General features: G+C 68.0%; 16 protein-coding genes. 5 read left to right on the top strand and 11 right to left on the bottom strand.

Translation table 11 applies throughout. From position 1 onward, the window contains the following. Positions 1 to 28: 28 nt before the first annotated feature. Complete coding sequence (locus tag QOZ81_RS08040; protein WP_291199098.1) at positions 29 to 607, top strand: DUF4136 domain-containing protein; 579 nt, start codon at positions 29 to 31, stop codon at positions 605 to 607. A 46-nt stretch (positions 608 to 653) separates the two neighbouring features. On the opposite strand, the gene QOZ81_RS08035 is transcribed toward QOZ81_RS08040, so the two are convergent. After that, entirely contained in the window at positions 654 to 2,909 is a 2,256-nt protein-coding gene (locus QOZ81_RS08035; RefSeq protein ID WP_291199100.1) for an NADP-dependent malic enzyme, read from the bottom strand. A gap of 180 nt (positions 2,910 to 3,089) precedes the next feature. Between QOZ81_RS08035 and QOZ81_RS08030 the strand changes: the two genes are divergently transcribed. Together QOZ81_RS08030 and QOZ81_RS08025 are read left to right on the top strand one after the other, a co-directional pair. Further along, complete coding sequence (locus tag QOZ81_RS08030; protein ID WP_291199102.1) at positions 3,090 to 3,638, top strand: hypothetical protein; 549 nt, start codon at positions 3,090 to 3,092, stop codon at positions 3,636 to 3,638. 25 nt (positions 3,639 to 3,663) lie between these two features. Beyond that, positions 3,664 to 4,635 (top strand): YheT family hydrolase, encoded by a 972-nt coding sequence (locus QOZ81_RS08025; RefSeq protein ID WP_291199104.1) that lies wholly within the window; start codon positions 3,664 to 3,666, stop codon positions 4,633 to 4,635. 18 nt (positions 4,636 to 4,653) lie between these two features. Here QOZ81_RS08025 and QOZ81_RS08020 read toward each other — a convergent pair whose 3' ends face one another. The 3 genes from QOZ81_RS08020 to QOZ81_RS08010 all read right to left on the bottom strand — a co-directional run bounded on the left by QOZ81_RS08020 (position 4,654) and on the right by QOZ81_RS08010 (position 8,380). Then, complete coding sequence (locus QOZ81_RS08020; RefSeq protein WP_291199106.1) at positions 4,654 to 5,910, bottom strand: hypothetical protein; 1,257 nt, start codon at positions 5,908 to 5,910, stop codon at positions 4,654 to 4,656. Positions 5,911 to 6,024: 114 nt separating this feature from the next. Then, positions 6,025 to 7,185 (bottom strand): cysteine desulfurase family protein, encoded by a 1,161-nt coding sequence (locus QOZ81_RS08015; RefSeq protein ID WP_291199108.1) that lies wholly within the window; start codon positions 7,183 to 7,185, stop codon positions 6,025 to 6,027. 7 nt (positions 7,186 to 7,192) lie between these two features. After that, entirely contained in the window at positions 7,193 to 8,380 is a 1,188-nt protein-coding gene (locus tag QOZ81_RS08010; RefSeq protein ID WP_291199110.1) for an alanyl-tRNA editing protein, read from the bottom strand. 45 nt (positions 8,381 to 8,425) lie between these two features. On the opposite strand from QOZ81_RS08010, the gene QOZ81_RS08005 reads away from it, so the two are divergent. Next, a complete protein-coding gene (locus QOZ81_RS08005; protein WP_291199112.1) occupies positions 8,426 to 9,817 on the top strand; it encodes a replication-associated recombination protein A in 1,392 nt (463 codons plus the stop codon). A gap of 3 nt (positions 9,818 to 9,820) precedes the next feature. Here the strand turns inward: QOZ81_RS08005 and QOZ81_RS08000 are convergent, their stop codons facing one another. Genes QOZ81_RS08000 through QOZ81_RS07990 form a run of 3 tightly spaced genes read right to left on the bottom strand, consistent with a single transcriptional unit; the run spans position 9,821 to position 13,025 of the window. Beyond that, positions 9,821 to 11,395, bottom strand: a complete 1,575-nt coding sequence (locus tag QOZ81_RS08000; protein ID WP_291199114.1) for a methyl-accepting chemotaxis protein — start codon at positions 11,393 to 11,395, stop codon at positions 9,821 to 9,823. Positions 11,396 to 11,449: 54 nt separating this feature from the next. Then, entirely contained in the window at positions 11,450 to 12,316 is an 867-nt protein-coding gene (locus QOZ81_RS07995) for a pirin family protein (protein WP_291199116.1), read from the bottom strand. Positions 12,317 to 12,326: 10 nt separating this feature from the next. Beyond that, complete coding sequence (locus QOZ81_RS07990; RefSeq protein ID WP_291199118.1) at positions 12,327 to 13,025, bottom strand: pirin family protein; 699 nt, start codon at positions 13,023 to 13,025, stop codon at positions 12,327 to 12,329. A gap of 118 nt (positions 13,026 to 13,143) precedes the next feature. Here QOZ81_RS07990 and QOZ81_RS07985 point away from each other — a divergent pair, with 118 nt between their 5' ends. Next, a complete protein-coding gene (locus tag QOZ81_RS07985) occupies positions 13,144 to 13,572 on the top strand; it encodes a universal stress protein (protein WP_291199120.1) in 429 nt (142 codons plus the stop codon). A 69-nt stretch (positions 13,573 to 13,641) separates the two neighbouring features. On the opposite strand, the gene QOZ81_RS07980 is transcribed toward QOZ81_RS07985, so the two are convergent. The 4 genes from QOZ81_RS07980 to QOZ81_RS07965 all read right to left on the bottom strand — a co-directional run bounded on the left by QOZ81_RS07980 (position 13,642) and on the right by QOZ81_RS07965 (position 18,659). After that, positions 13,642 to 14,832 (bottom strand): acyl-CoA dehydrogenase family protein, encoded by a 1,191-nt coding sequence (locus QOZ81_RS07980; RefSeq protein WP_291199122.1) that lies wholly within the window; start codon positions 14,830 to 14,832, stop codon positions 13,642 to 13,644. Positions 14,833 to 15,001: 169 nt separating this feature from the next. Further along, positions 15,002 to 15,601 (bottom strand): thymidine kinase, encoded by a 600-nt coding sequence (locus tag QOZ81_RS07975; RefSeq protein WP_291199125.1) that lies wholly within the window; start codon positions 15,599 to 15,601, stop codon positions 15,002 to 15,004. Between the two features lie 9 nt (positions 15,602 to 15,610). Beyond that, positions 15,611 to 16,780, bottom strand: a complete 1,170-nt coding sequence (locus QOZ81_RS07970) for a DUF4388 domain-containing protein (RefSeq protein WP_291199126.1) — start codon at positions 16,778 to 16,780, stop codon at positions 15,611 to 15,613. Position 16,781: 1 nt separating this feature from the next. Further along, positions 16,782 to 18,659 (bottom strand): tetratricopeptide repeat protein, encoded by a 1,878-nt coding sequence (locus QOZ81_RS07965; protein WP_291199127.1) that lies wholly within the window; start codon positions 18,657 to 18,659, stop codon positions 16,782 to 16,784. Between the last annotated feature and the right edge of the window lie 3 nt (positions 18,660 to 18,662).

The raw sequence follows: 18,662 nt of genomic DNA, 5'->3' as shown, positions 1-18,662 counted from the left end.
GAGGCATCCTTCAGGCATGCGATCCCTGATGCCCTGGAGCTTACCCATCCTCATGGCCATGGCCGCCCTGGGATGTGCCTCACCCAAGTTCGCCTATGACGTGGACCCTGCCTTCCAGGCCAGGTCCTACGCGACCATGGCCCCCGATCCCCGGAAGGATCGGATCCTCATCCGTGAAGGGATGCGGCCGCTGAATCCCGAGCTCCACCTCCGCGCCGTGTGCGCCGAGTTGGAGGGCAGGAAGTACCGGTCCGCCCCGGCGGCGGAAGCCGACCTCTGGGTGGCCGTCTATGTCCTGACCGGCGGTCGCCCGGACGGTGGCGGGAACCACGGCGCCAAGGGCTCTCCCCGGTCCGGAGGAGGCGAAGGGCACCGCGGAGGCGGCAGGGGGGGGCCGGACGGCGGCGGCGACCCCGCCGGCGGACGGGACGGAGGATCCAAGGGGAACTTTGTGGTCATCGTGCAGATCCAGGACCGCAGATCCGGTCTTCAGGTCTGGCAGGGGGAGGCGAACCTGGACCACCGGGAGAAGGGTTCCGATGGCCGGCCCCTCAGCATCGAAGCGGCGGTGCACCAGCTGCTGCAGCCACTCCCCGCACGGCCCTGAACGAGCAGCGGGGGCCACCGGCCCCCGCTGCAGGTATTCCAACGGCCTACTTCTGCTTCTGCTGCGCCTCGACGACGGTAAGCGCCGTGAGGTGGATGATGTCATTCAGGTCGCTGTGCCGCTGCAGGACGTGCACCGGAGCGGCCATGCCGCAGGTGATGGGGCCGATCACCTCGGCGCCCGCCAGCCGCTGCACCAGCTTGTAGCCGATGTTGCCGCTGGTGAGGTCTGGGAAGATCAGCACGTTCGGGCCGCCCGGCAGGTCCACCCAGGGGTAGTTCTCGGCCAGGATGCCTTCGCCCAGAGCCGTGTCAGCCTGCATCTCGCCATCGCACTTCAGCTCGGGGCGGGTGGCCTTCACGATCTCGACGGCCTTCTGGACCTTGCGGACCAGGGGATGTTCCACGCTGCCGAAGCTGGAGAAGGAGAGCATGGCCACCTTGGGTTCCATGTTGAAGGTGTCCTTCACCAGGTCCGAGGTGAGCATGGCGATCTCGGCCAGTTCCTCGCCCGTGGGCTCGATGTTCATGGTGGTGTCGGAGAAGAACAGCACGCGGTTCTTCAGCACCATGGTGTAGACGCCGCACACCTTCTTCACGCCCTTGCGGGTGCCGATGACTTCGAGGCAGGGGCGGATGGTGTCGGGATAGTACATCGTGAGCCCGGCGATCATGCCATCGGCCTTGCCCATGCGGCACATCATGGCGCCGAAGTAGATGCGGCGGCGGATCTGGCGCTTGGCTTCCGTGCGGGTGACGCCGCGGCGCTTCCGCAGGTCGAAGAAGGCCTCTTCGGCTTCCTGGCGCCAGGCCACGGTGCCGGGATCGAGGATCTCGATGCCTTCGATGCCGATGCCGTGATCGGCGGCCACGGCCTGGATCTTGGCGGGCTCGCCCAGCAGGATGGGGATGCAGATGCCCTCGTCCACCATCTGGGAGACGGCCTGGAGGATCAGCGGGTGATCGCCCTCGGGGAAGACCACGCGCTTGGGGTTCTCCTTGGCGCGGTGGACCACGCTGCGGATCACGTCCTTGCTGCGGCCCTGGAGGCCCTCGAGGCGCTCGATGTAGGCCTTCATGTCGGCGATGGGCTTCCGGGCCACGCCCGTATCCATGGCCGCCTGGGCCACGGCGGGAGCCACCCACAGCAGCACGCGGGGATCGAAGGGCTTGGGAATGATGTATTCGGGGCCGAAGCTGAACTTCTGGCCCGCATAGGCCCGCGACACACTTTCAGGGACTTCCTGCCGGGCCAGGGCGGCCAGGGCCTTGGCAGCGGCGATCTTCATGGGCTCGTTGATCTCGGAGGCGCGCACGTCGAGCGCCCCGCGGAAGATGAAGGGGAAGCCCAGGACGTTATTCACCTGATTCGGGTAGTCGCTGCGGCCCGTGGCCAGGATGATGTCCTTCCGGGTGGCCATGGCGGTGGGATAGTCGATCTCGGGATCGGGGTTCGCCAGGGCGAAGACGATGGGGTTCTTGGCCATGCTCAGCAGCATCTCGGGCGTCAGGGCGCCCTTGCTGGAGCAGCCCACGAACACGTCCGCATCCTTGATGGTGTCGGCCAGGGTGCGCCACTCGCTGGGCTTGGCGAACTTGTCCTTGTACTTGTTGTTGCCTTCCGTCCGGCCGGTGTAGACCAGGCCCTTGGTGTCGCAGAGCCAGAGGTTCTCCAGCTTGACGCCGGCCTCGATCATCATGTTCGCGCAGGCGATGGCGGAAGCGCCGGCGCCGGAGAACACCACCTTCAAGTCGGGCATCTTCTTGCCGGTGATCTCGCAGGCGTTCATCAGCGCGGCGGTGCTGATGATGGCCGTGCCGTGCTGGTCGTCATGGAAGACGGGGATGTTCATTTCCTTCTTCAGGCGGGTCTCGATCTCGAAGCACTCAGGGGCCTTGATGTCCTCAAGGTTGATGCCACCGAAGGTGGGTTCGAGGGCGCGGGCCACCTGGCAGAAGCGATCGATGTCGGTCTCATCCACTTCGATGTCGAACACGTCGATGTCGGCGAAGCGCTTGAACAGCACGCCCTTGCCTTCCATGACGGGCTTGCCCGCCAGGGCTCCGAGGTTGCCGAGGCCCAGCACGGCCGTGCCGTTGGAGAGCACGGCCACCAGATTGCCCTTGGCGGTGTACTCATAGGCCAGCTCCGGGTCCTTCTCGATGGCCAGGCAGGGCTCCGCCACGCCGGGGGAATAGGCCAGGGAGAGATCGCGGGCGGTGGAGCAGGGCTTCGTGGCGATGACCTCGATCTTCCCCTTCCGTCCCATCGAATGGTAATCGAGGGCTTCCTGTTTCTTCATGGCCACACTCCTTGGTTTGAGTGCCCTGTCTGTGGGCTGAACGCCATCAGCTTACACCTCGCATCACGCGATCTTCCCTGGAAGGTCATCAATCAGCCTCTTTGTTGCGCCGATCACATGGAATGGTTTCAAAACTTCCAGAAGTACGTGGGCGGGCGTAGGCTCCTTCTGGAGGTCCCCATGCGCGCCCTGACCCTGCTGCTGCCTTGTCTCCTGGCCCTTCCCGTCTGCGCCCAGAAGGCCAGACCGGCGCCCGCCAAGGTCGAGACCGCCAAGGAAGGCAAGGTTGACTGGGACGGTGAATGGACCTTGCATGCTTCACAAAGTGACAAGATCGACGAGCAGATCGAGACCCACCTCAAGGACCTGAACTTCGCCCTCAAGCTGGTCTGGAAGAAGAAGCTCCAGTCCGCCTGCCGCAGCTATGGCCAACTCGACATCCTGGCCGGGAGCACCTTCTCCGTGACCCTGGACAAGGAACGCTCCATCGACACGCCCTTCGACGGCACCGAGGAATCCTGGAAGCGCAGCGATGGCGAGGCATTCAAGGTCTCGCTCAGCGGCCAGGGGCCGACCCTCGTCCAGACCCTCGCCGGGGAGAGCTACGTGCTGAAGCATGTCTATTCCATGCGGAAGGACGGAAGCTCCCTGGCCCTGCAGGTGACCTACACCCATCCCAAACTGGACAATCCGTTCAGCTACAAGCTCGTCTACAAGCGCAAGGAGTGACCGCCGCGTGGGGCACACTGGAAGGATGCTCCAGCTCGCCCCACCGCCCCTGCCCTGCCGCCCCCCCTGGTGGGCGGCCTCGGGCCACCTGCAGACGATCCTGGGCAACTACCTGCCGGGGGAATCGCCCAACCATCCCTCCGTGCCACTGCACATCGCACTGCCGGACGGGGACCAGCTCGCGGCACGCCACTACCCCGGCGAGGAGCCGATCCTGACGCTGGTCTTCCATGGCCTGGGGGGAGACGACCAAGCCCACTACGTGCGACGCACAGTGGCCCTGGCCCGCCATCTGGGCCACCACGTCTGGACCGTGAACCACCGGGGCTGTGGCGCGGGCCGCGGCCTGGCCCGGAGACCCTACCACAGCGGCTCCGGCGACGATCTGGGCGCCGTTTTCGCCGCGGCCCGCCAGCGTCACCCTGGCCTGCGTCAGCTGGCCATCGGCTACTCCCTCTCCGCCAATGCCCTGCTGCTGAACCTGGGCGGGGGCCTGCCGCAACCAGCCGCGGCCCCCGATGCCGCCATCGCCGTGAACCCGCCCGTGGACCTGGGCGCCTGTGCGGAGTCCATCCACGGCGGCCTGAGCCGCCTCTACGAACTCCGCTTCATCCGGCGCTGCCGCCAGGCCATCCAGCAGCGTGTGGAGGATGGCCTCATCCCCGCTGCCTACCGGACCTGGCCTCTCATGAGCCTCCGCGAATTCGACGAGGCCTACACGACCAAGGCGGGCGGCTTCCTAAACGCCGATGACTACTACGCCCGCTGCTCGGCGCGGCCCCACTTGCCGAAGATCACCGTGCCCACGGTGATCCTCATGGCCAAGGACGATCCCTTCATCCCCTGGCGGCACGCCCTCGAACCGGGACCCTCCAGCCACGTGCATCTCCACCTCGAGGCCCATGGCGGCCACATGGGCTATCTCAGCCGCGACGTGCCGGGGCACCGGTGGCTCCCCTACGCCGTCGAGCACTACGCTCGGCAGCTCCTGGGCTAGCGTCCAGAGGGAACCGGATCACCACGTTTCCACCAGCATCAGGTTCCCCTCCCGACCCGTGCCCTGGACCCAGATCGCGGAGGCCCCCTGCGGACAGAGCCGGATCTGGGGAAGGGCGCAGAGCTGAGCGGATGCGGGCGCCAGGGTGAAGGCCTCTCCCCAGGAACCATGGCGCAACCGCGCGGAAACCCAGTCGCCATTGGTCCCATGATGCACGGCGATCAGTCCGGCCTGTCCTTCGGGCCCCAAGTCGACGCTGAATTCCCGCACAGGGGCATGGCCCAGTTCCAGGCACTCCACCCCTGTCTCCCAGTTTCCCCTAGCAAAGGCCTTGCTGATCAGGCGCGAGGCGCCGTGGCCCTCCGCCTGGCACCATGCGGCCAGCGCCTCCCCCTCGCCGTTCATCACGAGCCTTGGATGGGTGAAGGTCTGGGCCGTGCTGAGGACCTCGGGCGCCCCCCATTCACAGCGTTGTCCGTCGTAGTAGCTGGCCTCGAGGCTGCTCCGCTGACCGCGGGGGGCATGGATCCAGAGCGCCAGGGCATTCCCCAGGTTGTCCATGACCACCTGGTGATGGCGGGTGGCATGGGATACCACGGACACGGGGCGGTCGGACCAGATGCGGTCGGAGGGCCAGTAGTGGCTGGCCACAAGCCCCTCCTGGCCACTTCCTTCGACTTCCCAGAGCACCATGGCGTGCTCGCGGTGGTTCACGGCCAGGCGGGGTTCCACCATCGCGGCGTTGGGAATGCCCAAGATCGTCGGGGCCTGTTCCCAGACTTGGCCGCGGGTATCGAAGGATTGCGCCATCACCTCGTAGCGCCCGTCCGTCTCCAGGAGCCACACCACCAGGGCATTGCCGCGCCGGTCCACGGCAGCCTGGAGGTGGTAGACCAGGCCCGCGGTCCTGAACAGGACATGGGATTCCCCTTCACCACCGCCCAGGATCTTGCCGAGGAGCTGCCGCTCCTCCCCCGCCAAAGCCTGCCAGAGGGCGAGCCCGCGCCCTTCCGGGTTCAGGAGGATCCGCGGGGTCGTGCCCGCACCCAAGGGGAGCCGTACCAGCGCCGGAGCGGACTGGGGGCCGATGGGCATGGTCCAGAGTCGGCCGCTGCTCTCCCACAGCGCCGCCCCGAGGCCATGTCCGTCCAGGGCCATGCAGGCCTCCCCGATGCTGCCCCGATCCAGCGTCACGGGTGTGCGCCAGGGTGTCATCGCCTTGGACCTGCCTGGGCGGAGGCTTTGCGCGAAGCGCCTCAGGCGTTCGATGGCCATGACATTCCCCTTCCGCCGACGACTACGGAGCTTTATTCCCAAGGCAAGTGGCCCGGGAAATAACCGCCCTGGAAGATCCAAAAAAGCAATCGCTTCCTGGATCATACTGGGCAATTACCGTCTATGTCCCTTGAAACTCCAGTTTTCCCGGAGCGCGAGGACCAGTCCCGGCAGAAGGTCGAGGACCATGGCCAGTTCCCCCTCCGTGGTGTCGCGTCCCAGGCTGAAACGCACGGTGCCGATGGCATAGGCCTCCGGCACCTGCATGGCCCGGAGCACGTGGCTGGGTTCACGCATGCCGGTACTGCAGGCGCTGCCAGTGGACACGCAGATGCCGTGTTCCCCGAGCCTGAGCTGGAGGGCCTCGCCTTCGAGGCCCGCGAACCCCACCAGGCTGGTATTGGGCAGACGGGACGCGCCTCCGCCGTGGATCCGGAGCTCCGGGATGTCCTCTCCCAGGCGCGCTTCCAGGCCATCCCGCAGCTGGCGGACCCGCTCCATGCGTGGCAGGCCGAGGCGAGCCCGTTCGGCTGCCTTGCCGAGCCCCACGATGCCCGGCACGTTCTCGGTGCCGCCCCGGCGCCCACGCTCCTGAGAGCCACCCAGCATCAGCGGCTTCAGTCGCACGCCGCGGCGGATCATGAGCAGCCCCGTACCCTTGGGCCCGTGGAACTTGTGGCCGCTGAGGCAGAGCAGGTCCGCGCCCCAGGCCACGGCATCCACCGGGATCTTCCCGGCGGCCTGCGTCGCATCCACCAGGAAGAGCGCCCCCCGGGCCTTGGCGATGCGGGCCGCCTCCGCCACGGGAAACAACACGCCGGTCTCGTTGTTGGCGGCCATGATGGCCACCAGGGCGGTGTCCGGCCGCACAGCGGCCTCCAGGGCAGCCAAGTCGAGTCGGCCCTCACCATCCACGCCCACATCCGTGATCTCGCCGCCCTGCCCCTTCCACCACACCACCAGGGCCCGCAGCGCAGGGTGCTCCACGGCGGTGGTGACCAGGTGCCGCTTCGCGGGAAGGGCCTCCCAGACCCCCTTCACCGCATGGTTCAGGCTCTCGGTACCACCACTGGTGAAGACGACCTCGGCCGGCGTGCAGCCCACCAGGGCCGCCGCCTGCTCCCGCGCCGCCACCACCGCGCCATCCGACAGGTGTCCCAGCGCATAGGCCGCGCTGGCATTGCCGAAGCGCTCCGTGAACCAGGGCCGCATGGCCTCGAAGGCCTCGGAGTCGAGCGCCGTCGTGGCGTTGTGGTCGAGGTAAATCAGGTCCATGGCAGAGCTATTGTCCCATCTCTCGCAGGAGGGCCACCGCCTGCTCCCGGGCCGCCAGTGTCGACGCCTTGCCCTGGAAGCTCTTCCCCGAACCGCCGCCCTTGGCCCCCAGGATGGCCGCCACCGCCTTGCCGGCGGCCGGGACGTCCAGCGCCGAACCCTCCCCCGCGCTCAGCAGGAAGATCCCCTGCCCGCCCAGGTCGGCCGTCACGAACACGGCCTTGGCGGGATCGATGGCGAGGATCCCCCGGGCCAGCTTCTGCAGGAAAGCCATGTCCCGGCCTTCGACATGGACCTCCGCGAAGACGCCCGGCTGGGCGGCGAGGGCCGCCGCCTGGTACTCGGCCAGGTCCTCCTCCAGCTTCCGGCTGCGGCGCTCCAGGGCCAGCAGCTGGTCCAGCTTGATCTGGAGGGCGGCGACGAGTTCCTCGTCGGGTGCACCCAGCAGGGCGCGCAGCCCCGCATTGCGCTGTTCATGCGCGCCCAGGCGCAGCCTGGCCCGCCTTCCGGCCACGTAGAAGAGGCGCGTGCCACCCCGGATGGACTCGGTGCCCAGCAGCTTGAGGACCTCGATCTCGCCCGTGTGGCGCAGATGCGTACCGCCGCAGGTGTTCAGGTCCACCCCCGCGATCTGCACCAGACGGATGTCACCGCTGTGACCTTCCGGAAGGCCTCGGGAGCGCACGGCCTCGCGGCCGTAGGCCTCGGCACTCACCCAGCGGGCCGTGACCTCCCGCCGGGCGCGGATCTCGGCGGCCACAGCCTCTTCGAGGCGGGCCATCTCGGCCGGGGAAACCGAGGGTGCATCCAATTCGATGTCGCAGACCGACGCCCCCAGGTGGAAGGCCGTGGTCTCCCATTTGAACTGATCCTGGGCCACGGCCGTGAGCAGGTGCTGACCCGTGTGCTGCTGCATGTGGTCGAAGCGGCGGGTCCAATCCAGCCGCAGCGAGGCCGGGCCAGCCTCCTGGACCGAATCCAGGTAGTGCCGGATCTCGCCATCGCGCTTCTGGACATCCACCACGGCCGCACCGTTCAGGGTGCCGAGGTCGCAGGGCTGGCCACCGCCTTCCGGGTAGAAGACCGTGTCCTCCAGGATGGCGAAGGGTCTTCCCGTTTCCTCGCCCACGCGCAGGATGCGGGTCTCCAGGGAGGTGGCGAAGGGGTCGCGTTCGTAGGCGGGCAGCGTGGGCATGCGGGGAGCCTAGCACAGGCGGGCTGATAGGCTGGAGGGGTCGCCATGTCCCACATCCCCCTCCCAGAACGCCTCCGCCCGGCCACCCTCGACGAGGTAGTGGGGCAGGCGCACCTGCTCGGCCCCAGGGGCGCGTTGACGCGGCTCACGGCGGGGGGCCGCCTGCCCTCCATGGTGATGTGGGGCCCGCCGGGCACGGGCAAGACCACCCTGGCCCGCATCCTGGCCGAGGCCACCGGGCACGGTTTCATCGAGTTCTCGGGTGTCAGCGGCAGTGCCGCGGAGCTGAAGAAGTTCCTGGCGGACAGCCGCGAGATGCCGCTGTTCCGCACGGTGCCGCCCGTGGTGTTCCTGGACGAAATCCACCGCTTCAACCGGGCCCAGCAGGACATTCTCCTGCCCTATCTTGAGCGCGGTGAGGCCATCCTCGTCGGCGCCACCACCGAGAACCCGGCCTTCTACCTGAACCCGGCGCTGCGCAGCCGCTGCCAGCTCATTGCCCTGAAGCCCCTGGAACCGGCCCACATCCTGGTTGTGCTCAAGCGGGCCTGGGCCAAGGAGCGGGACGCCGAGCCCGAGCCGGCGCAGGTCTTCGAATGGCTCTCGAACTGGGCCGGTGGCGACCTGCGCTCGGCCCTCTCGGGACTGGAGACCTGGCTGGAGATGCCCGAGCCGGATCTGGAGTCGCTGCAGGGCGCCCTGGGTGGCCGCATGATGTTCGACCGGGCGGACGGCCACTACGACCTGGCCAGCGCCTTCCAGAAGAGCCTGCGGGGCTCAGACGCCGACGCCGCCCTCTACTACCTGAGCCGCATGATCCGGGGCGGCGAGGATCCCCGCTTCATCGCCCGGCGCCTCATGGTCTGCGCCGCCGAGGACGTGGGCAACGCCGACCCCCAGGCCTTCATCCTCTGCGAGGCCGCCAGCCGCGCCGTGGAGCAGATCGGCTGGCCCGAGGCCCGCATCCCCCTGGCCCAGGCCATCATCTACGTGGCCAACGCCCCCAAGAGCAACGCCACCATCCTGGCCGTGGACGCCGCCCTGGCGGCGGAGGACGCGCCGATTCCCGAGGCCATCCGCGATGCCCACACGGCCACGGCCCGCAAGGCCGGACGGGGCGCGGGCTACCACTACTCCCACGATGACTACGACCGCGAGCAGACCTTCCTGCCGGACAAGCTGCGTGGCACCGCCTTCTACGAGCCCAGGCGGCCCCAGGAGCGCAGCTGGCGGGACCGCCAGGAACCGGAGGCTGCGGCCCTGGCTTCGCTGTGGCAGAGCTGGGTCGACGCCCACCCCGAGGGCGGCGAGCTCCCGCTGGAAGCCTGGAGCGAGGCACTGGGTTGCAGCCGGGAGGCCCTGGCCCGGGCCCTGGGCAAGCTGGCCTCGGGGCGCTTCACGCTTCTGCGCAGGCTCGAAGCGAAACCCCTCGCCTAGCCTTCAGTCGTCGCTGCTCCAGCCCAGGAGGCTGACGCCGTAGCGCTGGCCCCGGACGAAGAGCGGCACGGTGAGGACGGTGATGATGGCACCGGTGTCCCGGGCGTAGGTCTGCACCAGGAACTCCTCGCGACTGGCGGCCTTCTCACCGAGATCGGCCACTCGCTGGAAGGCGGTCCGATCCACCCGATCCGGCAGGGCCTCGGCCGCTTCGCCCAGCCCATGCCGCGCACCCCGGACCAGCACCCGGTTGTCCGTGAAGAAGCGCTTCACGCGGTTGCCGGCCAGGTCCCTGTCCGGCTGTCCGGTCCAGTCCTTGGCGAAGGCCTTGTTGTGCGAGGGCCCATAGGAGTTCAGGTCGATGATCAGGGCGAAGGTCAGCCGCGGCTCCTGCTCCAGGACGCGGTCGAAGGCCTCCTGCAGGGTCCGGTCCACCAGGCCGTCGTAGGCCGTGCGGAACTTGGGCGGAGTGAACCCTTCCTGGGGCACGTGCAGGACGTTGAAGAACCGGGACAGGCTCTGGATCTCGGGACCCCGGATCTCAGTGTAGTCGAGGGCCAGCAGCTGCTCGGCGCTGATGCGTCCTTCCCGGACAGGGCCTTCGAGGATGGTGGCGCTGGTGGTGGCCAGATCCCTGGCCAGGCCAAGGGCGCGATGGAAGAGGGAGCCCGTGTCGTAGGCCGCCAAATGCCGGTGGCCCTCCTCCGTGAGCGAGGTCACGGCGAAGGCGTCCTGGGCCACGGCCTCGGCTGCGGACTTCAAGGTTCCGGTGGACTCCAGCAGCCTCCCGGAGGCCTCCATCAGGCTCTGGGCCGCCTCCTGCTCCTCCGTGGCGGTCCCCGCGAGGCTGGACACGTTCCCGGCGGTGGATTCCGCCAGATCCGCGATGTCCGACAGACGCTGCTCGACGGCCTCGACCTGGACGCGCGTCGTGGCTGCCAGCCCCAGGCTCTGCTCCATGGCCTCCCGGGCCGGATCCAGATCCTTCCGGATGGCCTCCAGCAGGGCCGCGATCTCCTGGGTCTGCAGCGAGGTCCGATCCGCCAGCTTCCGGACCTCCTCGGCCACCACGGCGAACCCCCGGCCAGCGGCGCCGGCATGGGCCGCCTCGATGGCGGCGTTGAGGCTGAGCATGCCCGTGCGATCCGCGATCTCGCCGATGACCTGGGATACCTCGTTGACCTTCAGGATGTGGCCCAGCAGCGACTCCAGGCGCTCGGAGGTCACCGTCGTCTGCTGCTGGAGCTGCCGCACCGTGGCCACGGCCTGGTCGCTCTCCTGGCGGCCCTTCTGCGTCTGGTCCGCCATGCGACGGGTGGACTCGGCGGCCTCCTCCGTGGCGATCGCAGACAGCGAGATGTTCCCCCCCAGGTTGTCCAGGGTCTCCTGCATGGTGCGGGTGCTGGCGAGGATCTGATCGATCTCCCGCGCCAGGGTCTGCACCCGGACCGAGGTCCTGGCGGCGCCGGCGGCGGACTTGTTGATCACCTTCTCCAGTCCGGCTAGGTCCCGGTTGAGCTGCTCCCCATCGCCTGCCGCGAAGCCAGCCAAAGCGGATCTCGGGGCGGACTCGGACATGCCTGGCCTTTCCGTGGATGCCCTCCTATCGGCGGGGCGGCGCAGCTCTGAAGTTCAGTCCAGGTGGCCCATGCGTCCCTGCTGGTAGTCCAGGACCGCCTGCTCAAGTTCCTCCCGGGTGTTCATCACGAAGGGGCCGTAGTGGGCGATGGGCTCGCGGAGCGGCTCGCCCGCCAGCAGCATGAGGCTCACGGGCGTGAGGGCCTCCAGCGCCAGGGATTCGCCGTTCCCCAGCAGGGCCACGGTGTCCGCAGGCACCTCAGTGCCTTCTAGGCGGACCGAACCGTGCAGGGGCACCACGGCCGCCGTCCAGCCTTCCGGAATGGTCTGCTGGAAGCGCCCGCCAGCCGCCAGCTCCAGGTGCGCGTAGGCGATCCGGGCGGGAGTGCGGGCCGGGCCGGTGACGCCGGCCCAAGAGCCCGCCAACACGCGGATGCGGCCGCCCGGAAGGACCGTCCAGGGCATGCTCTCGGGCTGCAGGTCCGTGTAGCCGGGCTGGCTCCATTTGTCCGCCTTCGGCAGGTTGATCCAGAGCTGGACGCCCTCGATGGGCCCGCCCGTCTCCAGGTGCTCAGGCACCGGCATCTCCTCGTGGACGATGCCTGCGCCCGCATTCATGAGCTGGGCGCCACCGGGCCGCAGCAGGCCGGAGCCGCCTGTGCTGTCCCGGTGTTTGAACGCGCCCTGGATCAGGTAGGTGAGGGTCTGGAAGCCCCGGTGGGGGTGGGGCGGGAAGCCCGCATCCGTGCCCGGCGGCAGCACCATGGGTCCGAAGTGGTCCATGAGCAGGAAGGGGTCCATGGCGCGGAAAGCCTCGGTGCCATGCTGGCCCCGGCCGGGCACCAGACGGACCAGGGGCACGCGGTTCCCGTCCTGCGTGGGCAGTCCGGTCACAAGGGAGGCAACGGGTTTGGGGCTCATGGATGGCTCCTCAGGCAAGGTCGAAGAACAGGATCTCGGCGGGCACTCCGGCCACCACGGCAAGAGAGGGCTCACCTTCGATGCGCGCGGCGTCCCCGGCGTTCAGGGTCCGCCCCTGGAGCGTGACGGACCCGGCGGCCACTTGGAGGAAGCCCGCCCGACCTGGTGGGATCGTGGCCTCGATCTCGCGCCCCGCATCCAGGCGGGCGGCGAAGACCTTCACGTCCTGGAACAGCCGGACGGAGCCATCGGCGCCATCGGGACTGGCGATCAAGTGCAGGTGGTTGCGCAGATCCGCTTCCTGGAAGGCCACCTGGTCATAGCGGGGCGCCAGGCCCTGCCGCTCCGGCAGGATCCAGATCTGGAGGAAGTGGACCGGCTCCGCGGCCGAGGCATTGAACTCGCTGTGGCGGATGCCGGTGCCCGCGCTCATGACCTGGGCTTCACCGGGCCGGATGACGCCGTGGGTGCCCAGGCTGTCCCGGTGTTCCAGGGCCCCGGAGAGCACCCAGGTCAGGATCTCCATGTCCCGGTGGCTGTGGGTGCCGAAGCCCCTGCCGGGCTGGACACGGTCCTCGTTCAGGACCCGCAGGGCCCGGAACTGGGTGTGCTCGGGGTCAAAGTAGTCGCCAAAAGAGAAGGTGTGGTGTGTGTCCAGCCATCCGAAATCGATGTGGCCCCGGGATTCGGCGGGTCGAAGCGTGATCATGGTGCCTCCCGGATTCCAGTATAGGTGTTGCAACTCGTATTTCAAGCCCCGGGTTGAAAAAATCCAGGTTCATTGAAGACCCATGACTTATCTTTGGGGTGTCCGACGGGAGGTCGCCATGATCACGCGGGTGCTGGTGGGGGTGGATTTCTCCGAGGCCTCGAAGCAGGCCCTGGAGCGGGCCGGCAGCTGGGCCGCCCAGTGCGGCGTGCCCCTGGTGGCCATGCACGTCCTTCAGCCCCCGGCGCCCATGCTGCCTGAGGCCCAGATCGCCCTGCCCGACCCCGCCTGGCTGCACACCATGGAGGACCACGCCCGGGAGCAGCTGGAGGGCTGGGTCAAGCCCTTCCCCGGGGCCTCCGTCATCGTGAAATGGGGTGGCCCGGCGGAGGAGCTGGTCTCCGAGGCCGATCCGAAGACCCTGCTGGTGGTGGCCCAGGTGGGCCACTCCACCCTGGAGCGCCTGCTCTTCGGCAGCACCGCCGCCCGGGTGGTGCGCCTGGCGCCCTGCGACGTGCTGGTGGTGCGAACGGAGAAGGCGAATTGACTAAACCGTCTCCACCCTTGCGCAGAAAAGCGGGCCGGATGGCCCGCTTTTCTGCGTCAGAACAAACCTTTAGCGGTAAGCCGGAATCCCCGTGACCTCCTGGCCGATGATGAGGGTGTGCATGTCGTGCGTGCCCTCGTAGGTGTAGACGCTTTCGAGGTTGGCCATGTGGCGCATGATGGGGTACTCGTCCAGGATGCCGTTGGCGCCGAGGATGGTGCGGGCCTTGCGGCAGATCTCGAGAGACACGTTCACGTTGTTCATCTTCGCCATGGAGACCTGGGCGGTGGTGTAGGTCTTGGCGTCCTTGAGGCGGCCCAGCTGGTGGACCAGCAGCTGTCCCTTGGTGAGCTCGGTGACCATCCAGGCCAGCTTTTCCTGCTGCAGCTGGTAGCTGGCGATGGGCTTGTCGAACTGGATGCGGCTCTTCGCGTAATCGAGCGCGCACTGGTAGCAGGCGTCCGCGGCGCCCAGGGCGCCCCAGGCGATGCCGTAGCGGGCCTGGGTGAGGCAGCCCAGGGGGCCCTTAAGGCCCTTCACGTTGGGCAGCAGGGACTTGGCCTCGTCCACGATCACGTCCTCGAGGACGAGCTCCGACGTGGTGCTGGCCCGCAGGCTCCACTTGCCCTTCATCTCGGGGGCGCTGAAGCCGGGAGTGCCCTTCTCGACCAGGAAGCCGCGGATGCCATCCTCAGTCTGGGCCCAGACCACGGCCACGTCGGCGACGGTCCCATTGGTGATCCACATCTTGGTGCCGTTGATGCGCCACTTGCCGCCGGGCTCGCGCACGGCCTTGGTGAGCATGCCGCCAGGGTTTGAGCCGAAGTCGGGCTCGGTGAGGCCAAAGCAGCCGACCTTCTCGCCAGTCGCCAACTTGGGCAGCCAGTGCTTCCGCTGCTCCTCGCTGCCGTAGGCGTAGATGGGCCACATGACCAGGCTGCCCTGCACCGAAGCGAAGGAGCGCAGGCCAGAGTCACCGCGCTCCAGCTCGTACATCAGGAGGCCATAGGCCACGTTGGAGACACCCATGCAGCCGTATTCCTCCGGCAGCGAGGGACCGTAGAAGCCCAACTCACCCATCATGGGGATGAGGTGCTTGGGGAAGGTCTGGGCCTGGGCGTGCTGCTCGATGATGGGCAGGACTTCAGCGTTGATGAACTTGCGGGCCGACTCGCGGATCATCCGCTCCTCGTCGGTGAGCAGGCCCTCGAAGCCCATGTAGTCGGTGATGTGGGTGAAGGTGGCGTAGGCGCCAGCCATGGGGACCTCCTGGTGTGCCCTGAAGCCTCGGGCGATGGATGGGTGGAAACAGCGCTGCAGCAGCGCGCCGGAGCCAGTCTACCGCTGCGTCAAAGCCAGGCCAGGGGCCCATCCCGTTCCACGGGGAGGATGCCTGTCATGTCGGCGATCAGCTTGACGATCTGGAAAATCACGACCTCTGGGTAAGATCCTCGAGCAGCCGGTCCCCGGTGGCGTGGGGCACTTCGTGGCAGTGGCGGCAGCGGGCCTCGTAGGCTTCCGCGGCACCCACCAGCACCTGGCCGCCGGTGTGCACCATGCGCTGGGTGCGGCCGGCAAGGGCTCCGCAGACCATGCAGATGGCCTGCAGCTTGGTGACATACTCCGCCTTTGCCAGCAGCAGCGGCATGATGCCGAAGGGTTCGCCGTTCGAGTCCTGGTCGAGCCCCCCGGCAATGACGCGCACGCCGCGGTTGGCCAGGTCCTCGATGATGGGGATGAGCCCCTCGTCCATGAACTGCACCTCGTCCAGAGCCACCACCTGCGCCTCGGGATCGAGAAGGCGGGCCAGTTCCACGGTGTCCTTCACCGGGATGGCCTCGTGCTTGCGCTGGCTGTGGCTCGCGATGGCGGAGGCATCGTAGCGGTCGTCCAGGGCCGGCTTGAAGACCTGGACCTTCTGCTTGCCGATGATGGCCCGCTTGATGCGCCGGATGAGTTCCTCGGACTTGCCGGAGAACATGGGACCGCAGATCACCTCCAGGGAACCCTGGCGCTGGTGCACGAACATCGGAAATCCTTACTTCTTGGGGGTGGGGGCAGGTTCCGGAGGCGGCGCGACCGGCTGGGCCATGGGATCCGGGAATTTCGAGAGGTCCGGGACGGGGTTCATTCCATCCAGGGGGCGTCCCAGGGCCTTGGCCAGCATGACACCACCGTCCTTCGGCGAGGCCAACCGCAGGGCCCAGGCCTGCCGGAGCCGCGTCGGCCCCTCGGGCACCACCCGCACGTCCACGGGCTGGAGGCTGGCGAGTCCCATGTTCATGGAACCGCGATGGTGGGGAACATACAGGGCGAGAGGCACCACGAACGCCAGGGCCACGATGGGCCAGAGGAAGCGGCTGGCCTCCCATTCCCCGGGCACCAGATCGGGATGGCCATCCACCACCCAGGGGCGCACCACCTTCGGGGCGTCGCCGGTGATGGGTTCCAGCAATCCGGCTTCGATGAGGTCGGCGATGGCCTTGCAAGTATCCAGTTCCTCGTAGCGGCTGACCTGGACCACATCCTTGATGGCCTGGGCATGGTCGAAATACGAGAGCACCATCTCCTGCTCATGGGTGAGCCCGGAGGTTCCGTGCTGCATCTGCCCCTTGCCGTCCAGAACGGACGACACGTCCCGGTCGATGTCGAGGTGGAGGGACTGGGCGCGCGGAGACTTGCCAAGTGGCACGTCCATGCCGGGCAGGCGCCGCTCCACCTCCGGCCACTCGTCCTGGATCCGGGCCGCCTCCATCAGCACGGTGTCCACCGGGATCGGGACGAAATGGTCGCGGTCGAGGTCCGGCGGCAGCATGGAATCGAAGCGGTAGTCGCCCTCCACCCACCGGAAGGTGCGATGGAGGATCGACGTGGCCTGGTTGAACAGGGCGTCCTGCAGATCCGAAGGCGTGACCTTGCCGCTTTCCAGCAGGAGGGTTCCCATGCGCTTGAGGGTCTGACGCTGGACCTGGACCATGCCCAGGAGTTCCTCACCCGTCAGGCGCCCAAGGCGGACCAGCATGGTGCCGAGCCGGTCTTCCATGCGGACCTGGTTCGAATCGCAACCCACGATCTCGCCGTTCTCGAAGAAGACTTTGACGAACTCCTGGCCCTGAGAGAGCACCAGGGTGCCGTTCTTCCCCTGGATCTTGATCATGTTGAACAGGGAGAAGAGGTCGAAGTCCCGGAGGGATCCTTCCAGCGCCATGTCAGACCCTCCTCAAGACGAGCTTCAGCCAGGAGCGGACGTAGTAGAGGGCCACGAGGGCGGCACCCACGGCCAGCCAGGTGGAGGTGGGATCCGCCAGGATCTCACCGGGATAGCGCACCGAGCGGCCTGTGGCGAGAACCATCCCCACCGCCAGGCAGAAGGGCAGGAACTCGACCAGCCCTTCGCGGGTCTCTCCCAGGAAGGAGAGGTCGCAACCGGGCAGCAGGACGATGAGCGACTTGTGCATCCAGCGCGTGGCCTGCTGGTGGCCCGCCACCTCGTCGAGCTTCTTCCGGCGGTTCTCCGCGTGGAGGCCGTCCCGCAGGACGAAGAGGTGGTGGCATTTCTGGCAGACCTCGGTATCAGGGCTGTCCGTGGTGTGGAACGGCTCGCCGCAGCGGACGCACTGGGTCGGATGCGCCATGCGGACGCTGGCCCTGACTCGCGCGAGGAAGGCGATGAGGCCGAGGATGGGCAGCAGCAGGGCGAACAGGAAGGCTCGTTCCGTGAGGCGGAAGGCCTCGACCCCCCGGCTTCCCCCGGCGGCTTCCGCCAGGGCCTGCACCCGCTCCGGCGTGTCCGGAAGGGGGATCGGATAGGTCCGGACTTCCTTCTGCGCGTCGTTCAGCGCGATCAGAAGCGCGTAGGCCTCAGGTGCGGCCGCCTGGGCATCATCCCGCTTGGAGGCCCCCTGGGCGGTATCCAACCGGTTGAAGGCGAGGATGCTCTGGTTCAGCAGGACCTCCATCTTCGGCCCGGCCAGGAGCGCCATCTCGAAGGCCTTGTCGGCGCCGGGCCCATCGCCCGACTGGCACTTGGCCACACCGAGGTTGTTGAGTACGGCGGCCTGGTCGGGGTGCCGACCTACCAAGCCCTGGAAGGTGGTCTCTGCAGCTTTCCAGTCCTGGTTCTGCAGCTGGCTCCAGCCGGCCAGGAAGGCCTGGTCGGAGGGCGGAAGCAGCCGGAGGGTCGATGGGGAGATCGGCTGGACCTGGGGCTGCAGTTGCAGCGTCATGAGGCTGGGCTGGGGTTCCCGGGCGGCCCAGGGTTCGAGGGCGGCCAGGGCCGGATGGACCAGCTGCAGCACCAGGATGAAGGCCGTCACCTTCACCTCGGCGGCGAGCAGGAAGGGGGCGAGCAGGAAGAGCCAGAGGATGGCCGCCACCATCGGGTCCAGGCCCAGGATGACGGGCGCGGTCAGGATCAGGGCCCCCAGGAGGGCGGCTAGGATCGGGGAAACGCCCCGGCGCTTGAGAGGTTCCTCCCACAGGTGCCGGAGGACGTTGCGGTACCGGAGGCCCATGGTCAGGGCCCAGCCCCAGAGGAGCAGGGTCGCGGCGAGACGGAGCATGCCGAGGTGCTGGACCATCCAGAGCCAACGATGGGCTGGGTGTTCCATGCGATGCCGGGTCAGCCTCAGGAGGTCGGGGAAACTCCAGAGCCAGCCCTGGATCCCCTGCTGCCTCATGAGGGTGATGCGCGTACCCAGCAGGGTCGGGTGTTCCGGGGCCCAGCGCTCGACGGCTTGCAGTCCCTCCAGCCCCAGGGCCACGTTTCCATCCATGCCCTGTTTGCGGGCCCAGAGGGCCATGGCCTCGACCAGGGGGGCCACATCCAGCGTGGAGTAGGTCCGGCGGAGGGCCTCGACTTCCAGCTGCGCCGCACGGACAGCCTCCGCATCGCCCTTGGCGAGGGCGGCCATCAGATGCCGTGCCCGGTGGCTGAGCGCGATGGCCGGCACCGGGTCGTTCACGGAAGATGCCAGGGGGGGGGCCAGCGGCACGGGTCGGGCCGCCGGAACCGAAGGCGCCGCAGCGAGAGACGCGACCATGGTGGCCAACAGGAGAGCCGTCCGGAAGGCCTGCAAGAATCCCATGCT

The sequence above is a fragment of the Geothrix sp. genome, assembly GCF_030219325.1.
Lineage (GTDB): Bacteria > Acidobacteriota > Holophagae > Holophagales > Holophagaceae > Geothrix.
The sequence above is the reverse complement of the archived record's forward strand: the minus strand, read 5'-3'. Positions and strand labels throughout refer to the sequence as shown.

Coding starts and splice junctions, on each gene's coding strand:
- QOZ81_RS08040 (WP_291199098.1), top strand. CDS start 29: ATGCCCTGGAGCTTACCCATCCTCATGGCCATGGCCGCCCTGGGATGT.
- QOZ81_RS08035 (WP_291199100.1), bottom strand. CDS start 2,909: ATGAAGAAACAGGAAGCCCTCGATTACCATTCGATGGGACGGAAGGGG.
- QOZ81_RS08030 (WP_291199102.1), top strand. CDS start 3,090: ATGCGCGCCCTGACCCTGCTGCTGCCTTGTCTCCTGGCCCTTCCCGTC.
- QOZ81_RS08025 (WP_291199104.1), top strand. CDS start 3,664: ATGCTCCAGCTCGCCCCACCGCCCCTGCCCTGCCGCCCCCCCTGGTGG.
- QOZ81_RS08020 (WP_291199106.1), bottom strand. CDS start 5,910: ATGGCCATCGAACGCCTGAGGCGCTTCGCGCAAAGCCTCCGCCCAGGC.
- QOZ81_RS08015 (WP_291199108.1), bottom strand. CDS start 7,185: ATGGACCTGATTTACCTCGACCACAACGCCACGACGGCGCTCGACTCC.
- QOZ81_RS08010 (WP_291199110.1), bottom strand. CDS start 8,380: ATGCCCACGCTGCCCGCCTACGAACGCGACCCCTTCGCCACCTCCCTG.
- QOZ81_RS08005 (WP_291199112.1), top strand. CDS start 8,426: ATGTCCCACATCCCCCTCCCAGAACGCCTCCGCCCGGCCACCCTCGAC.
- QOZ81_RS08000 (WP_291199114.1), bottom strand. CDS start 11,395: ATGTCCGAGTCCGCCCCGAGATCCGCTTTGGCTGGCTTCGCGGCAGGC.
- QOZ81_RS07995 (WP_291199116.1), bottom strand. CDS start 12,316: ATGAGCCCCAAACCCGTTGCCTCCCTTGTGACCGGACTGCCCACGCAG.
- QOZ81_RS07990 (WP_291199118.1), bottom strand. CDS start 13,025: ATGATCACGCTTCGACCCGCCGAATCCCGGGGCCACATCGATTTCGGA.
- QOZ81_RS07985 (WP_291199120.1), top strand. CDS start 13,144: ATGATCACGCGGGTGCTGGTGGGGGTGGATTTCTCCGAGGCCTCGAAG.
- QOZ81_RS07980 (WP_291199122.1), bottom strand. CDS start 14,832: ATGGCTGGCGCCTACGCCACCTTCACCCACATCACCGACTACATGGGC.
- QOZ81_RS07975 (WP_291199125.1), bottom strand. CDS start 15,601: ATGTTCGTGCACCAGCGCCAGGGTTCCCTGGAGGTGATCTGCGGTCCC.
- QOZ81_RS07970 (WP_291199126.1), bottom strand. CDS start 16,780: ATGGCGCTGGAAGGATCCCTCCGGGACTTCGACCTCTTCTCCCTGTTC.
- QOZ81_RS07965 (WP_291199127.1), bottom strand. CDS start 18,659: ATGGGATTCTTGCAGGCCTTCCGGACGGCTCTCCTGTTGGCCACCATG.